13 protein-coding genes are annotated in these 17869 nt (G+C 40.6%); 12 read left to right on the top strand and 1 reads right to left on the bottom strand.

What is annotated here, in order from left to right; translation table 11 throughout:
* The 5 genes from RTK36_RS00510 to rlmH form a co-directional block, all read left to right on the top strand.
* The coding region (locus RTK36_RS00510) for a hypothetical protein (RefSeq protein ID WP_312043226.1) at window positions 1-523 on the top strand (523 nt) is incomplete at its 5' end.
* A 51-nt stretch (window positions 524-574) separates the two neighbouring features.
* Window positions 575-1438, top strand: a complete 864-nt coding sequence (gene yycI / locus RTK36_RS00505; protein ID WP_312043224.1) for a two-component system regulatory protein YycI — start codon at window positions 575-577, stop codon at window positions 1436-1438.
* Between the two features lie 445 nt (window positions 1439-1883).
* Entirely contained in the window at window positions 1884-3146 is a 1263-nt protein-coding gene (locus tag RTK36_RS00500) for a UDP-N-acetylglucosamine 1-carboxyvinyltransferase (protein ID WP_312043222.1), read from the top strand.
* A gap of 182 nt (window positions 3147-3328) precedes the next feature.
* Window positions 3329-4117 (top strand): MBL fold metallo-hydrolase, encoded by a 789-nt coding sequence (locus RTK36_RS00495; protein ID WP_312043410.1) that lies wholly within the window; start codon window positions 3329-3331, stop codon window positions 4115-4117.
* A gap of 8 nt (window positions 4118-4125) precedes the next feature.
* Entirely contained in the window at window positions 4126-4605 is a 480-nt protein-coding gene (gene rlmH / locus RTK36_RS00490; RefSeq protein ID WP_312043220.1) for a 23S rRNA (pseudouridine(1915)-N(3))-methyltransferase RlmH, read from the top strand.
* Between the two features lie 85 nt (window positions 4606-4690).
* Here rlmH and murC read toward each other — a convergent pair whose 3' ends face one another.
* Window positions 4691-6067: a UDP-N-acetylmuramate--L-alanine ligase gene (gene murC / locus RTK36_RS00485; protein WP_312043218.1), complete on the bottom strand. Its 1377-nt coding sequence runs from the start codon at window positions 6065-6067 to the stop codon at window positions 4691-4693.
* 512 nt (window positions 6068-6579) lie between these two features.
* Between murC and RTK36_RS00480 the strand changes: the two genes are divergently transcribed.
* From RTK36_RS00480 to mfd, 7 genes are all read left to right on the top strand, one after another.
* Complete coding sequence (locus RTK36_RS00480) at window positions 6580-7854, top strand: glucose-1-phosphate adenylyltransferase (protein WP_312043216.1); 1275 nt, start codon at window positions 6580-6582, stop codon at window positions 7852-7854.
* 2 nt (window positions 7855-7856) lie between these two features.
* Entirely contained in the window at window positions 7857-8975 is a 1119-nt protein-coding gene (gene glgD, locus RTK36_RS00475; protein WP_442871328.1) for a glucose-1-phosphate adenylyltransferase subunit GlgD, read from the top strand.
* A gap of 331 nt (window positions 8976-9306) precedes the next feature.
* A complete protein-coding gene (gene glmU / locus RTK36_RS00470; protein WP_312043214.1) occupies window positions 9307-10683 on the top strand; it encodes a bifunctional UDP-N-acetylglucosamine diphosphorylase/glucosamine-1-phosphate N-acetyltransferase GlmU in 1377 nt (458 codons plus the stop codon).
* Between the two features lie 120 nt (window positions 10684-10803).
* The gene (locus tag RTK36_RS00465; protein WP_331654885.1) at window positions 10804-11763 is read left to right on the top strand and encodes a ribose-phosphate diphosphokinase; all 960 of its coding nucleotides are present in this window, start codon (window positions 10804-10806) and stop codon (window positions 11761-11763) included.
* A 400-nt stretch (window positions 11764-12163) separates the two neighbouring features.
* Entirely contained in the window at window positions 12164-13144 is a 981-nt protein-coding gene (locus tag RTK36_RS00460) for a 2-hydroxyacid dehydrogenase (protein ID WP_312043212.1), read from the top strand.
* A 335-nt stretch (window positions 13145-13479) separates the two neighbouring features.
* Window positions 13480-14169, top strand: coding sequence for an aminoacyl-tRNA hydrolase (gene pth / locus RTK36_RS00455; RefSeq protein WP_312043210.1), 690 nt, complete (start codon window positions 13480-13482; stop codon window positions 14167-14169).
* Window positions 14166-17672: a transcription-repair coupling factor gene (gene mfd / locus RTK36_RS00450; RefSeq protein ID WP_312043208.1), complete on the top strand. Its 3507-nt coding sequence runs from the start codon at window positions 14166-14168 to the stop codon at window positions 17670-17672. The genes pth and mfd overlap by 4 nt, the downstream gene beginning before the upstream one ends.
* Window positions 17673-17869 lie beyond the last annotated feature (197 nt).

Here is a 17869-nt window from a genome sequence, read left to right as displayed (position 1 = left end):
AGCCTACGGTAATGATGAAAACAACACGGGCTTACTGGAGGGATACCAGATTAGCTGTAGCTTTTTGGAAAATGATACTTCTTTATCAACCAATGTTTTTTTAGCGGATATTCAGAAAAAGAGTAATGAAACAATTTATTATTTTGATTATGCTGTGAATAACCTGCCAGTGGAATTGTCTGCTGCCCTTCAAGATAAAATCGGAAGTAATCATGCCATTGAGATTACCATAAGAAATCAAAGAGTTAAGAAATACCAGAGATATGTTGTGAATTATGAACCCTTGCAGTCAAAGGATATGACGTTAAATGTGCAGTTTATTGATGCACTGGATGAGGCCAATAAAAATTATCAGGAAACTGTTGAGGAAAAGGTGATTACCGACGTAAAGAACATTTCATTAGGCTATTATGTTGATCTGACAGGGGAGATTGGCTTTAAGTGGTTTATCACGTTATATGATTATTTATTTGTTACAGAAACGAACAAGGATACCTTTTCTCCCACCAACGGTGCAACTTAAGGAGAAAGCATTAAGAAAAAGATTTATTTTTTAGAGTAGGGAGGTGAGGGCATGGAATGGACAGGGGCAAAGCGTTTTGTGATTATTCTGCTGGTGATAATAAACTTGGTTTTGGCGGGATTGAATATGAAGCAAAGGCAAGATAATTCCATGTCCTCTTCCCAAGAGAAAGCAATTTTTCAAGTCTTATCCCAAAACGGAATCACATTGTATACCAATTTGAATATTGATACCCATCCCATGAATCGCTTGGAGGCTAGAGTGCCTTCATATTCAAAAGAGGAGCTGGAAGGGGTGTTTTTTGATGGGGGGAAAACTAAGGTTTCACCTGGCACAAAAACGGTTTATAAAGGGGAAAATAAATCCCTAGTGCTTTCGGGGGATAGAGGGAGCTTTACCAATCAATTAATAAAAAAAGGCTTGAAGACTTTAAGCAAAGAAGATGCAATAAAACAGGCTGAAAACAAAATGGAAACAATGAAGCGCGTTTTTGGAAACAATGACTTATGTTATGTATCTAAGAGCCAAGAGGGCTGGCGAATTGAGTTTTCATCTGTCGAAAATGATAAAAGTATTTTTTCCAATCATTTTTCACTATTTGTATCCGACGAAGGAATCTACCAGATTGACTTTACCTATTGCCAAATAACGGGGACTACCCAGGAAAAAAAAGATATATATATGGCTGACGAGGCGCTGCTTACGTTTATGCGGGAATGGAATAAGGGAGACAATGTTCGAGATGCGGCAATACAGAAAGTAGAATTAGGCTACGATTTGTTGGAGCAAGGAGAGGCTGTATCAGGAACAGGGCTTTATTTGGAACCGTGTTACCGAATTTATCTGATGGAAGAGCGGGAGCCATATTTGGTGAATGCATATACTTGCCAAATTGTAAAAAAGAATGATCAGTAGGTATTCTATAACAGATAAGCAATGCTAAGTAAAAAAATTATGGAACAAAGGATGCGCAAGTTGGCGTATCCTTTGTTGGTTTTTGCAGTGTTTTTGTAAGGAGATTTTTTTATGATCTGATTCAATATGTTACTTATTTTATTCGTCTTATGTAGTTTTTTGCTTTCTCCAAATGGAGAGAAATAAGAGCCCCATTTTTCTTATTCTGAGGGTTGAAAGCTTTTTTTTATATTCTGGAAAGGATTGCTGGTAAAATTTTCATATCTGTGATTCTACGCCTCGGAAGGAAAAAATACTTTCCACAGAGGATTTTTCGTGATATAATTCGAATGGTTAGGGCGACAACGAATACAATACCATTGGTTGAATAAAAAAGAAAGACAAGCCCGGCTTTCGAGTACAAAGGGGAAATCCTTTGGCAATTCTTTGGAAGGATGAACGTTGAATGGAAAAATTGCTTGTAAAAGGCAGAAAACGCCTTGTGGGCGAAGTAATGATCAGCGGGGCAAAAAATGCAGCGGTGGCGGTATTGCCTGCGGCAATTATGGCAGGTGGCAAAAGCGTTTTAGAAAACTTACCCAACATTGAGGATGTAAGCTGTATTTGCAACACAATTGAGAAGTTGGGCGGAAAATGTATACGCAGAGATAAGCATACGATTGAAATTGATTGCTCAGAGGGCATTGATTATTGCGCTACCTTTGAAGAAGTTCAGAGAATTCGAGCGTCTTATTATTTTTTAGGTGCGCTGTTAGCTCGCTATAAAAAGGCAGAGGTTGCAATGCCTGGTGGCTGTAACTTTGGAAAAAGACCCATAGACTTGCACTTAAAGGGCTTTCGTGCCCTTGGAGCAACAGTTGAGGAAGAATGCGGCTTTGTAAGGGCTTATGCAGATAAATTGGTAGGTGCACCGATTTATATGGATCAGGTTAGTGTGGGTGCCACCATTAATATTATGTTGGCGGCAACAATGGCCGAGGGCGTTACCACGATTGAAAACGCGGCCAAGGAGCCACATGTTGTAGATACTGCAAATTATCTGAATATGATGGGCGCTAATATCAAGGGTGCAGGAACGGATGTTATTCGTATTATTGGTGTTGAAAAGCTAAATGGAGCTCAATATGCCATTATCCCAGATCAGATTGAAGCAGGTACATATATGATTGCGGCGGCGATTACAGGGGGAGATGTTTTGGTGAAAAACATCATTCCCAAGCATATGGATTCTTTGACTGCAAAACTGGTAGAGATGAATGTAAAGATGGAAGAAGGAGACGATTCCATTCGTGTAATGGCGAATAAGCCTTTGCGTGGCGTAAATGTGAAAACCATGAGCTATCCTGGTTTCCCTACGGATTTACAGCCTCAGATGGCAGCACTTTTGAGTATCTGCAACGGTACCAGCGTGATCACCGAAAACGTTTGGGAGAATAGATATCAATACATAGAAGAGCTTTGTAAGCTTGGAGCGAAGGTGGATATTAACGGCAGAATTGCCACAATAGAAGGTATTCCACATTATCAGGGTGCGAAGGTTGAGGCAACGGATTTAAGAGCAGGTGCCGCTATGATTTTGGCAGCATTGGCTGCTGAGGGAACCACCCAAATTGATGGGGTTCGTTATATTGATAGAGGGTACGAGGACGTTGAAATGAAGCTTAGCACATTGGGGGCTGATATTCAGCGTGTTTTGGATAAAAATTGATGGAAAAGTTTACGTTGTGGTTTTGATACCTTGCATAGGTACTTTTAATTCCACAAAGAAAGTTCCTTTGAAAAGAATCCATAGGCAACGAATGATGATTTATAAAACATAGGCTTTTACATGGAGCAGGGGCAACCCTGCTTTCTGTCATATTGAAATGGAATGGGGGGATTTTTTTGGCAGTGGAATTTTGCACCCTGGCTAGCGGAAGCAGTGGCAACAGCACATATGTGGGGACAAAGCATACTCGTATTTTAATTGATGCGGGAGTCAGCGGAAAAAGAATTCAGGAAGGGCTGGCAGAGCTGAAACTCACAGGACATGACATTGATGGATTGTTCATCACCCATGAACATTTGGATCATATTAAGGGTGCCGGCATTTTCTCAAGAAGATTTGATGTTCCCATTTATGCGACCTGTGAAACGTGGTCTGCAATGGAGGAAACGTTAGGTAAAATTTCGCCGGGAAACAAGCGATTTGTATATGCGGGAGAAAATTGCGTTATCAATGATATTTGTGTTAGACCTTTTCAGATACCCCATGATGCGGCGGACCCTGTGGGATTTAATGTTTTTGCCGGGGGAAAAAAAGTGACCCTTGCAACAGATATTGGGCATATTACAGATGAGATAAGAGAGAGCATTGCTGAAAGCGAGATTCTTTTGTTGGAGTCTAACCATGATGAAGAAATGGTGGAGAAAGGGAGTTACCCTTGGCATTTGAAGAAGCGTATTTTAAGCGACAGAGGACATTTATCCAATAAAACTGCGGGAGAATTACTTTCTGACGCTGTGGATGGAAAGATGAAGCACGTTTTTCTGGGGCATTTAAGCCAGGAAAACAATGAGCCTCACTTGGCATTTGATACGGTGGAAAAAATTCTCCAAAAAAATAGAATTCAGGTAGGAAAGCACTTTAATATGGATATGGCTTATCGCCATAATACAGGGCTTAAGGTGGAATTATAGGTGAAAGAATGAGGATCACAATTGTTTGTGTAGGAAAACTGAAGGAGGCCTATTGGCGAGGAGCCATTGAGGAATACAGCAAGCGTCTGGGGCGTTATATGAAGCTGGAAATTGTGGAACTTCCAGACGAAAAAGCACCGGAAACCATGAGCGCAGGGCAAGAAGACGAGGTTCGTCAGAAGGAAGGACTTCGCATATTAAAGGCTGTGAAGGAGGATGCTTTTGCTGTGGCTTTAGCCATAGAAGGAAAGAGCTTATCTTCAGAGGCATTAGCGGATTTTATGGCGGAGAAAGCTGTTCGCGGTGTGAGTCATATGGTTTTTATCATTGGTGGTTCTTTGGGACTATCCCAAGAGGTGATGAAGCGAGCGGATTTCTGGCTAAGCTTTTCCCCTATGACCTTTCCACATCAAATGATGCGTGTAATTCTTCTAGAACAAATTTATCGGGCTGAGAAAATAAACCGAAAAGAGCCTTATCATAAGTAAAAGATAAAGCAGACAGTAGTCACTTTTGTGAGATACTGTCTGCTTATTTTTTTGCCTAAACTTTTTTTCAAAGGAAAACCTTTAATCAATCTGCAAGAAAGGCTTCACCTATTTTGTAAACATCTCCTGCGCCCACTGTGAGAAATAAATCTCCAGACTGACAGTGATTTTGCAAGTAGGTTAATATTTCGTCAAAATTACCCACGTAGCGAGCGGATTTTCCTGTTTTGGCGATACGTCCCGCCAATTGTTTGGCACTGATGGTGCCATCATCCGTTTCTCTTGCCGCATAAATATCTGCAATGATAATTTCGTCTGCATCAAAAAAAGCATCCCCAAATTCTTCAAATAAAAACTTGGTTCGAGAATAGGTATGAGGTTGGAAAACACACCATGTCGTGTTATGCTTTACCTTTTTTGCCGCCGCTAAGGTTGCCCGTATTTCAGTGGGATGATGGGCATAATCATCAATCACAAGAACGCCATTTTTTTCACCCTTACGCTGGAAGCGGCGGTCTGTCCCTGAAAAATGAGAAAGGCCTTTTACCCAAGCTTCAGGGGGAATCCCAAAGAAGCTTGCAGTAGCTATTGCCGCCAAAGCATTGGAAATGTTATGATCCCCGGGAACATTTAAATGAATGGTAGCCTTTTTGACATTATTATAATATACATCAAAAGTGTTTTTACCATCATCATGATGAATGATGTTCCGTGCGTTCCAGTTCGCCTCTTGGGTCAGAGAAAAGGTCTCCACAGCACAGGACAGGCCTTCTGTAATTTCATCTAGATGAGCGATCTCTTTATTTATAATCAGTACACCGTTTTTGGGAATACGCCTTCCAAAGGAATGGAACGAGCGATAAATATTTTCAAGGGTACCAAAAAAGTCCAGATGATCGCTTTCCACATTCAGAATTACCCCAGCCAAAGGGGTTAATTGCAAGAAACTATTAAAATACTCACAGGCTTCTGCCACAAAATAAGGGGACTTCCCGATTTTTAAATTGCTTCCGATTGTGGGAAGAATACCCCCCACGGTAATGGTGGGATCCTTCTCTGCCGCCAAAAGAATTTCGGCAACCATAGAAGTTGTGGTGGTTTTGCCATGGGTTCCGGAAACAGCAATGGAACTGTTATAATCCTCCATAATTTGTCCCAAAAGATGTGCTCTATCCATGATAACTAGATTTTTGGCTTTTGCTGTTACCAGTTCCGGATTATCATCATGAATTGCCGCTGTGTAAACCACATGGGTCACATCGTCTGTAATGTTTTCTGCCCGATGCCCAAAATTAATTCTGATGCCTACGGATTGTAAATGTTTTGTTACAGGTGTTTCTCGAATATCAGTGCCGGATATCTTATGACCACGGCTTGCTAAAATTTCCGCTAAGCCAGACATACTGATGCCGCCGATACCGATAAAATAGATATGGTCTGAATTTTTAAATTGTGTTGTCATATTTTACCGCCTCTATCGTTGTAAGAATCTTTTTTGTTAACATGATTTTGCTATCCATTATAGTATACTAAAATAGGAAAGGCAATCTTTTACATGGATTTCTATATTTAATTTTATACCAAATTATCAGAAATAAACCAAAAATTTTACGATTTATAAAAACCGAGGGAAAAGTAAAAAACTGTAGAACGGGAGAGGGAAATACCTATTTTTTTTACGGGGCAATTATGGTATAATTGTGAAAAGCTATGCCATCTGAACGTGTAAATGCTTTGTAAATTTATGTAGCAATTTATCATTATTTTGGCCAAGAAGGGGGTTTTAGACTTCAGTCTTTAGGGTGATTTTTTTTGGAAGCTGCAGCATCAGAATACAGCCATGGAACAAAATGGGTGACAATGAAAAATATTGAGCAATAGGGTTGCTTTTGGTCATAATTTATGAAATTGTCTAATATATATTTGTTTTTGGAAGGATTACTTTGGACAAATAATGGCAGGGGGTAGATACAAATGCGTAAAAAAGAAATGATAGCAATGCTTTTGGCGGGCGGACAGGGAAGCCGTCTGGGTGTTTTGACACGCAAGGTGGCAAAACCAGCAGTTGCTTATGGTGGGAAATTTCGAATCATTGATTTTCCGCTTAGCAACTGTATCAATTCAGGAGTAGACACGGTGGGCGTGTTGACGCAGTATCAGCCTCTCAGGCTAAATCAGCATATTGGGATTGGCATTCCGTGGGATTTGGATAAGAAAAACGGAGGAGTTACCATTTTGGCGCCCCATGTGAAGGGTGGCGATGCTGGGGAATGGTTTATGGGTACGGCCAATGCAATATATCAGAATATTGACTATATTGACAGCAACAACCCGGAATATATTCTGATTCTTTCCGGAGACCATATCTATAAAATGGATTACTCAAAAATGCTGTCCTATCATAAAGAGAAGGGGGCGGCGGCTACGATTGCCGTTTTAGAGGTACCCTTTGAAGAAGCCGGTCGATTTGGTATTATGAACACAAAGGATGATGACAGGGTTTATGAATTTGAGGAAAAACCTGACAATCCAAAAAGCAATTTGGCGTCCATGGGTATTTATATTTTCACTTGGAGCAGATTGAGAGAAGCTTTGGTTGAAGATAGAGAAATCCATCCTGACAGCGATTTTGGAATGCATATCATTCCTAAAATGTTGGATGAAGGCCAGACTATGTATGCATATCGTTTCCAAGGCTATTGGAAGGATGTGGGGACTATCGAATCCTATTGGGAGTCCAATATGGAATTGATTAAGGCTTTGCCGGCATTTAATTTGTATGAGGATTTTTGGAAGATTTATACAAACTCCGACCATCAACCTCCTACTTATACTTCCCCAGAAGCTGTGGTAAAAGAGTCTTTGGTAACAGATGGCAGTGAAATTTATGGAGAGGTTTATCATTCCATTTTAGGATCTCAGGTTGTTGTGGGGAAGGGCGCTGTAGTGAGGGACTCCATTATCATGGGAAATACTGTGATTGGCGAAAATGCCGTTTTGGAACGCTGTATTGTGGATGAGGATTGTATGGTTGGCAATGATGTTCATATGGGCATGGGTGAAAATGTGCCCAATGAAACAAAGCCCAATATTTATAATACCGGCATCACCGTAATTGGCTGCCATACCCGAGTACCGAATGGTATAACGGTAGGGAAAAATTGCGTAATTTTTGGCGATACTAAGGCTGAGGATTATGCAGAAGGCAGATTGGATAGCGGCAAATCGGTAGTGCGGGAGGGGAAATGAGTATGAAAGCCATTGGTATCATATTAGCAGGCGGTAACAATGAGGGACGGCTTGGTGTCCTAACCGACCATAGAGCGGCGGCGGCTTTGCCCATCGGCAGCAGCTACCGTGCCATAGATTTTACATTGAGCAATATGTCAAACAGCGGAATTGGTAAGGTTGCTGTTTTGACTCAGTATAATTCTCGCTCTCTAAAGGACCATTTGACCTCTTCAAAATGGTGGGATTTTGGTAGAAAACAAGGGGGATTGTTTGTTTTTACGCCCTTTATTAGTAGTACCGATTCCAACTGGTTCCGTGGGACAGCAGATTCTATTTATCAAAATATGACCTATCTTATGAGAAGCAATGAGGAATATGTGGTGATTACCAGCGGAGACTCTATTTATAAAATGGACTATCATAAGTTGGTGCAAAGCCACAAGGAAAAAGGTGCAGATATAACCATTGCATATCAGGAAATGGAACGTAATGATTTAAATAATTTTGGTATTTTAGAGACAGATGAAGAAGGACGTTTGGTTTCTTTTGAAGAAAAACCCCAGCACCCTAAAACTAAGAAGGCGTCTTTGGGGATCTATGTAATTTCTAGATTACTTTTGGTTGACCTATTAAATGAGATTATACCTCTGGGTAAGTACGATTTTGTAAAGGACATTTTACTTGCGAAACGTGAAGAATTGAAAATTTTTGGCTATGAATTTAATGGCTATTGGAATACGTTAAGTACAGGTGTAGATGCATACTATAACGTAAATATGGACTTCTTAAAAAAAGAAATCAGAAATACATTTATGAACGAATTTCCATTTATTGAAACAAAAGCCAAAGACGAGCCTCCGGCAAAATATAATAAGGATGCGGATGTGCGGGACTCTATTGTGGGCAGTGGCACAATATTTAACGGCAGAGTTGAGCATTCGGTTATCTTCCGCAGAGTTTATACCGGTGAAGGGTCTGTAGTAAAAAACTCCATTATCATGGAAGGATGCCGAATTGGTAAAAATTGTATCGTAGAGAATGCAATTTTGGATAAAGAGGTTGTAATTTCTGATGGACAACAGGTGATTGGAAAATCAACACAGGATTTAGCTATCTTAAAAAAAGGGACAAGATTATAATATAGAAAAGACAGGCGAAGCATTGCTTCGCCTGTTTAATCTGCTGAAAAACTAACAACGATAAAAATTTTAGAAGATTCCCCAGAGGAATCCTAAGCAATGGATTTTTTTATCTTTGTTTATACGAAGAAGCCTGAAGGAACTGATATTTTTCAAAGAACATGAACTTAATTGATACTCTTTAACGGGTTTCAATGAGGTTTGCATGACTTTTTTAAGAATAAGCACTGTTTTTTAGTAAAACCGTATATTGATATTTCATTTGGGAAATGAGAAAATATCCAAGGTTGTATGCGGCTTATGGACAGAAGCCGTGAGAAAGGAGAATCCTATGAAAAATTTGAAGGCTGTTATTTTGGCAGCAGGAGAAGGCACTCGCATGAGGTCCAAAAAACCTAAGGTGCTGCATGAAATTTTGAATAAACCAATGATTGATTATGTAATAGATACGGCAAAGGGTTGCGGCGCTGAGAAGGTTTGCGTTGTTGTGGGACATAAGGCAGAAGAAGTAAAGACCGCCATTCAAAAGGAAGGCGTGGTATTTGCCTTGCAGGCCAAGCAAAAAGGGACAGGTCATGCGGTGAAAATGGCTGGGAGTTTTCTTGAACAGGATCAGGATATTCTGATTCTTTATGGAGATACACCACTGATTCAAGGAAAAACCTTGGAAAAGTTGGTTGAAAAACACCGCCAACAAAATCACGGTGCCACTGTGGTTTCTGCTGTGATTGAGAACCCTGAAGGATATGGACGAATTATTCGTGATGCCCAGGGAGATTTTTCGAAAATTGTTGAACATAAGGATGCATCCCAAGAAGAGCGCTGCATAAAAGAGATAAACACGGGAATTTATATTTTTAAAGGTGCTGATTTGATTGCTTCATTGGCAAGGCTGGATAATCGCAATGTGCAGGGGGAATACTATCTGCCAGATTGTTTAGAGCTCATTTTAAAAGCCGGAGGCAAGGTTGGTGCAGTTGCTGCCGAGGATGATAAGGAATTTTTCGGTGTTAATTCCAAAGTACAATTGGCTGAAGCAACAAAAATTATGCAAGAGAGAATCAACCGCTTTCATATGGAAAATGGCGTTACCCTTGTGGACCCCCAAAATACCTATATCGATGCTCAGGTGAAAATTGGTATGGATACAGTGATCTTACCAGGGTGTGTGTTGGAGGGAAAGACGGAAATTGGTGAGGACTGCAAAATCGGCCCGAACTCACGCTTGACGGATATGTTGCTTGGAGACGGCGTAACCTTCCAGACTTCAACTGGCATAGAATCGGAAATTGGTGATAATACTACCGTAGGGCCCTTTGCCTATATCCGCCCTAATTGTAAAATTGGCCAAAACGTTAAAGTGGGGGATTTTGTGGAAGTGAAAAATTCAACAGTGGGTGATGGCACAAAAATCCCACATTTGGCTTATATTGGTGATACTGATGCTGGGAAAAAAGTAAACTTTGGTTGTGGCAGTATCATGGTAAACTATGATGGAGAGAAGAAACACCGCACAGTTGTGGAGGATAATGTTTTTGTTGGTTGCAACGTGAATTTGGTTGCACCGGTTACGGTAAAAGCCGGGGCATATATCGCCGCAGGCTCAACAATTACCAAGGACGTTCCCGAAGATGTGCTTGCAGTAGCAAGGGCAAGACAGCAGGTGATTGAGGGCTGGAAAAAGAAGAAAATGAAAAAAGAATCGTAAAAATGATGAAATACGGTGAAATACAGTTGAAATTGACGTAAGAAGGGTGTAACATATAAGCGGCGGGCTTTGTTCAGCCACAAACCATAAAATGCAAAAGATTATTAGGGGGATATTGAAATGATTAATTCTAATGGTGGCAACATCAAGATTTTTGCGTGCAATTCCAACCGCGTGCTTGCAGAGGAAATCGCAGAAAAAATGGGTATGGCACTGGGAAATGCAGAAGTTGAACAATTTAGTGACGGTGAAATTTCCGTAAAAATCAACGAGACTATTCGTGGTGCGGATGTTTATATCATTCAGTCTACCTCAGCTCCTGTAAATGACAATTTGATGGAATTGTTGATTATGATTGATGCGATGAAGCGTGCTTCTGCAGCAAGAATTACGGCTGTTATGCCGTATTACGGCTATGCAAGACAGGATCGTAAAGCAAGAGCAAGAGATCCTATCAGTGCAAAATTGGTAGCGAATATTTTGACTTCAGCGGGTGCAAACCGTGTGTTGACAATGGATTTGCACTGTGCTCAGATTCAAGGCTTCTTTGATATCCCTGTAGATAACTTAGTGGGAAGTCCATTGCTTACAAACTATTATATCAACAAATACGGTGATGATTTACAAAATTTTGTTGCCGTTTCCCCTGACCTTGGCAGCGTGACCAGAACAAGAAAATTTGCCGAAACATTAAATATTCCGATTGCAATTATTGATAAGCGCAGACCAAAGGCAAATGTCAGTGAAATCATGAATATCATTGGCGATGTGAAGGGTAAAAAAGTAATTTTGATTGACGATATGATTGATACTGCAGGAACCATTGCAAATGCTGCAAACGCATTAAAAGAAAGAGGTGCGATTGAGGTTGACGCTTGCTGTACCCATGCTGTATTAAGCGGACCTGCAATCAAGCGCATTCAGGATTCAGCAATTAATGAGCTCTTGGTTCTTGATACCATTGCTTTGCCTGAGGAAAAGAAGACAAGTAAAATTGCAGTTGTATCTGTTGCCGATATTTTTGCAAATGCATTAAGATGCATTCATGAAGGCAGCTCTATTTCTCAGTTGTTTGACTAATATTTTGAAACAGTTGGTGTGATTACAAAACTCCTGCTTCTTTGGTTTTAGAAGCAGGAGTTTTTGTATTGTCAAAAGATAAAAAGTTGTGTTATAAAATCCAATTTTGCATGCATTTGGTGGGTTTTTTATGTAATTTTACTATAAACAGAATGGAATCGGTTTTTGTTTCCAAAACAAGAGAGGGAAAAAGGCTTGTTTCTCATTATTTTATTATAGGAAGTCAGGCAAGAATTGGGCAAACTGACAATTTTGTGAAATGTTGGTTGACAAACCAGAATAAATAGATTATATTGTTAAAAGTAAGACAAATAGGGCGAGTTCTCTAATTTTTTAGAGAATAGACTTTGTTTCCCAACTAATTTTACCAATATTTATATAATTTAGGAGGAGTTTTAATATGAAAATTGCTTTTTTTGATACCAAGTCCTATTGGAAAGACTCTTTCGGTCCTGTGGCTGAAAAATATGGCTATGAAGTTACTTTCTTTAATGAAAGATTGACACCTGCAACAGCGCACTTAGCAGCAGGTCATGATGCTACATGTTCTTTCGTTAACGATGAAGTTCCAGCTGAAGCTGTACATAAATTAAAAGACTTGGGCGTTAAGGTTCTGTTATTACGTTGTGCAGGTTTTGATAGTGTTGATTTGGCTGCTGCTAAAGAATGTGGTATGCCCGTACTTAGAGTACCTGCGTACTCCCCTGAATCAGTTGCGGAACAAGGCGCTGCTTTGTTGATGGCTGTAAACAGAAAAACACACTTGGCTTATGAAAGATCTACAAAGTTCAACTTTGATATCAATGGCTTGGACGGCGTTGCTTTGGTTGGCAGAACAGCAGGCGTTGTTGGTACTGGCAAAATCGGTCAGTGCATGATTAATATTTTAAAGGGCTTCGGCATGAACATCATTGCTTATGATGCATTCCCTAACCCTAACCTTGGTTTGGAATATGTTACATTGGATGAGCTTTACGCTCGTTCTGACGTAATTTCTCTTCACTGCCCTCTGATGCCTGCAACACGTCATATGGTTAATGCAGAAGCAATCGCTAAAATGAAAGACGGCGTAATCTTGGTTAACGTTGCTCGTGGCGGTTTGGTTGATTCTGTTGCGTTGGCTGATGCTATCGAAGCAGGCAAATTCCGTGGCGTTGGTATGGACGTTTGTGAAGTTGAGCATGAATATTTCTTCGAAGACAGAAGCGACAAGGCAGACAAGGATGCAACTTTGGGAAGATTGCTTGCAAGTGAAAAGGTTGTTCTTTCCGGTCACTTGGCATTCTTAACAGAAGAAGCTTTGACTTCCATGGCAGAAGTAACATGTGGTAACGCAAAGGCTTTCTTAGCTGGCGAAGAATTGGTGAACGAAGTAAAGTAATCTTTTGACTTAAATGATGAGGCGGATACGAGAGTATCCGCTTTTTTGTATAGAAATTTTAGAATCGGTCTAAGATAAACGTATCTAACTGTAGGAAAATTTCCTCCACACAGCAAAGAAGATCAGCTTTCATTTTTTTCAGCAAAACCATTGTTATTGAGAATATGGCTATGGTATAATTATATAAAATTCTTGAAAAAGAGATTGTAAATGAACAGCTATTTCTAGCATAATCGTATTTTTTACAGATTATTGTGATAACAAAATACATCTGATTCACAAGCTCTAATTCTAAAAAATTAGGGCTTTTATCTGTGTAATGGCAGGAGGATAATATGGGACTTTTTGATAGATTTAAAAATAATGATAATAGACAAGATTTTTTTGTCATTGTTGGTTTAGGCAATCCAGGGCCAAAGTATGATGGAACCAAGCATAATATTGGGTTTGATGTGGTAGACCGGCTAGGAGAGAAATATAATATACAGATTGATAAATTTAAACACAAGGCTCTGATTGGCGATGGAATGGTTGAGGGAAGAAGAGTACTCTTGGTAAAGCCGCAAACCTTCATGAATCTAAGCGGAGATAGTGTGCGTGAGATTGTTAATTTTTACAAAGTACCACAAGATCATTTCGTAGTGATCTATGATGATACTAGCTTACCAGTGGGCAGTGTGCGTATTCGCGAAAAAGGCAGCCACGGTGGGCATAATGGGATCCGTAGTATCATTGCACAAATGGGGACGGATATGTTTTGGCGCATTAAGGTAGGTATTGGTGAGAAGCCGAACGGTTGGGATTTGGCAGACTATGTTTTGGCGAAATTTGATAAAGATGATTTGCCCATGATTGCGCAAGGTGCTGACAAAGGGTTAAAGGCTGCGGAGCTGATTTTGTCCCGAGGCATTATGGATGCTATGAATCAAATGAACCAAAAGCCAAAACCACCCCAAAAGGAAAAGCCCAAAAAGACAGCTGAGGAGAAAGAAGAAAAAGAGCCTCAGGGTGAGGTGAAGGAATGAAAACGATAACGGAGCCTTTATTGGAGCTGGAAGGTTATCAAAAAGTATTGGAAGCCATACAAAAAGATCACACCCCTGTATTTGCAACAGGGGTTATTGACGTGGAAAAATCTCATTTTTTATATTCAATTATGGAGCATAGTCATAAACCTTTGCTAATTTTGACTTACAGCGAATTACGGGCCAGAGAGATTCTTTCTGATATGTCATTTTTTTATAAAAATCCAATTTACTACCCTAGTAAAGATATCCTTTTTTATAGTGCAGATGTGCACAGCGTGGAGATGAATCGCCAAAGATTTGGGGCGGTGGAGCGACTTTTATCGGGAGAGAGACCCATTATTGTTGCTTCCATGGAGGCATTGCTAGATAGATACCCAAAAAAAGAGACATTTGCCCAATTTATACTTACTTTGAAAATTGGGGATATCGTTGACATTAATAAGCTTACAAAACAATTGATTTGTTTGGGGTATGAACGGGCGGAACTAGTGGAAAGCGCCGGGCAGTTTGCGTTGCGTGGGGGGATTTTAGATGTTTTTTCGTTAACCTCGGAGGATGCAGTGCGAATAGAGTTTTGGGATGATGAAATAGACTCTATTCGCTTGATGGATGCTTCCAGCCAACGTTCTATAGACAAATTGGAGCAAACCCGTATTTTTCCAATGCGAGAATTGGTTTATGATGAGGAAATGGCTGAGCAGGCGGCTAACAAAATTAACAAAGAGTTTTCAAAATCTCTGCAAAGCATGATAAAAAAAGGACTGACTGAAGAGGCGGAACGTTTAAAAGAAAATATTGGTGAGGATGGGGAGCGTTTGCGCCTTGAAAAAAACCTCTCCAATATTGGTTCCTATATTCCTTATTTTTATGAAGAAACCGTAAGCCTTTTGGATTATATTCCAGAGGACACGCTCCTTTGTTTTGATGAGCCCGAGCGCATTCGGGAGCATATGAATGCGGTTATGGAAGAGTTTGGCGAGAGTATGAAAGGAAGAATTGCCCAGGGGTATCTGCTTCCGGGGCAGGCAAAGCTATTATTCGATTATGTGGATATTTTGCGGCAGGGGGAGAGGTTCGGGCGCATTTTACTTGCGGGACTCACCCAAAGGACGGCAGATTTTGAACCAAAGACGAAGGTGAACTTTGCTGTGCGCTCTACACCATCCTTTAGCAAACGGGTTGATTTATTTTGTGAAGAACTTGAGTATTTGAGAAAAAACGAGTACCGAAGCATTGTTTTAGCAGGAACGGGTTCAAGAGCCCAGCGCATGGCGAAAGAGCTTTCGGAGATGGGGATTCCTGCGGTGTATATGGAAAGCTTAGAAGCTCCCATCCCTAAGGGTGCCGTTTGGGTTGCCAAGGGCAGCTTATCTAAAGGATTTTGTTATGAATTCATTAATCTCATGGTTTTTTCTGATAGTGAGCTGTTTGGTGGAGGCGAAAAGAAACAGAAAAAGAATAAACGTAAAAATGGCGCTGCCATAGAAAGCTTTACAGATTTAAAGCTAGGAGATTTTGTGGTACACGACAATCATGGTATCGGTATTTTTTGTGGGCTAGAAAAGATTTCTGTTGAGGGCGTCCAGAAGGATTACATGAAAATTTCCTACCGTGATGGGGGGAATCTGTTTGTACCCGTAAATCAGATGGATATGGTTCAAAAATATATCGGTAGTGGTGGTGCGGCTCCGAAGCTGAATAAACTAGGCGGACAGGATTGGATAAAGGCAAAGGCGAAAACCCGTGCAGCTATTAAAATATTAGCGGAGGATTTGGTTGCCCTCTATGCGAAGCGAGCAGCGGCAAAGGGGTATCATTACGATCCTGATACCGTGTGGCAAAAGGAATTTGAGGAAGCCTTTCCTTATGCAGAAACCGAGGATCAGCTAAATGCCATTGAAGATGTGAAGCACGATATGGAAAGTGGCAAGGTAATGGATCGCTTGATTTGTGGTGACGTAGGGTATGGAAAAACAGAGGTTGCCATTCGAGCGGCCTTCAAAGCGGTACAAGATGGAAAGCAGGTGGCTTTTCTGGTACCAACAACAATTTTGGCCCAACAGCACTATAACACGTTTATACAGCGAATGTCCGGCTATCCTGTTACCATTGAATTGCTTTCCCGCTTTCGAACGCCAAAACAGCAAAAGGAAAGCTTGAAAAATATGGAGCGTGGGTATGCTGATATTGTAATTGGAACCCATCGCATTTTATCAAAGGATGTTGCATTTAAGGATTTGGGATTGATTATTGTGGATGAAGAACAGCGCTTTGGCGTTTCCCACAAGGAAAAACTCAAGCGATTAAGGGAAAATGTAGATGTGCTCACACTATCTGCAACACCCATTCCCCGTACCCTTCATATGAGTCTTTCGGGGATTAGAGATATGAGCCTTTTGGAGGAACCTCCTCAGGAGAGACGGCCTGTGCAGACCTATGTTATGGAAAGTAATCCTGAGTTTGTGCGAGAGGCGATTCATCGAGAGGTGGCAAGGGGCGGCCAGGTTTATTATTTATATAATCGGGTGGACTCTATCAGTGAGGAGGCCTTTCGTTTGCAAAAAATGATACCTGAGGCAAATATTGCCTTTGCCCATGGGCAAATGTCCGAGCGGGAGTTGGAAGGCATTATGGAGGATTTTATCAGCGGTGAGACGGATGTATTGGTATGTACAACCATCATTGAGACGGGTATGGATATTTCCAATGCCAATACCATTATCATTCAAGATGCAGATCGCATGGGCCTGTCCCAACTTTATCAGTTGAGGGGACGGGTTGGACGCAGTAACCGCATTGCCTATGCTTACTTACTGTATCGGCGTGATAAAATGCTGCGCGAGGTGGCAGAAAAACGCTTGCAGACCATTCGAGAGTTTACAGAGTTTGGTTCGGGCTTTAAAATTGCCATGCGAGACTTAGAAATTCGTGGCGCAGGAAATCTCTTAGGTGCGGAACAGCATGGTCATATGGAGTCCGTTGGGTATGATATGTATTGCCGTTTGTTGGAGGAAGAGGTTCAGCAGTTAAAGGGCGAAGAACCTAAGGCAAAAGAAATTGAAACCACGGTGGATTTAAATATCAGTGCATACATTCCTGACTTTTATATTAAAAACCAAGAGCAACGTATGGAGCTGTATAAGAAAATTGCCATTGTTCGAACCCGGGAGGAGTATTTTGACATTCAAGAGGAAATGGAAGATCGCTATGGGGATTTACCCAAAAGTGTACAGACCCTTTTGGAAATTGTGCTGTTAAAGGGAGAGGCAAGGGAACTTGGAATTTCCTCAATCGTACAAAAACGTGAAAGCATTCTTTTTGAGTTTCGTGCTGATGGAAATACGGATCCAATGAAGCTTACAAAAATCATTTCAGAGGGACGAGGGAAATATTTATTTACAGCTGGTGCAAATCCCTATTTAACATTGAAACTGCCAAAGGATAAGGAAAATAAAGTGTTAGACGAGATTAAATTCTTATTAAATTCAATGAAAGGATAGTCATTTTATCAAGGAGTGTGTATAATAGAAACATTAGTTGTTTTCTGAATGAATAATATTTGTATTTTTTATACATTTCTGCTTTGACCAGTTTGTATAAGGCTCTCAAGGTAGAGGATAATACCAGGGTGGAAGGCATCAATGTGATAATAAGGGAAAGCAAATTATATGCATGGAGACACTTTGAAAAAGCTTAC

Source organism: Anaerotignum sp., from assembly GCF_031981185.1.
Lineage (GTDB): Bacteria > Bacillota > Clostridia > Lachnospirales > Anaerotignaceae > Chakrabartyella.
Note: the sequence above shows the minus strand (reverse complement) of the source record. Positions and strands in the feature narration are given on the sequence as shown.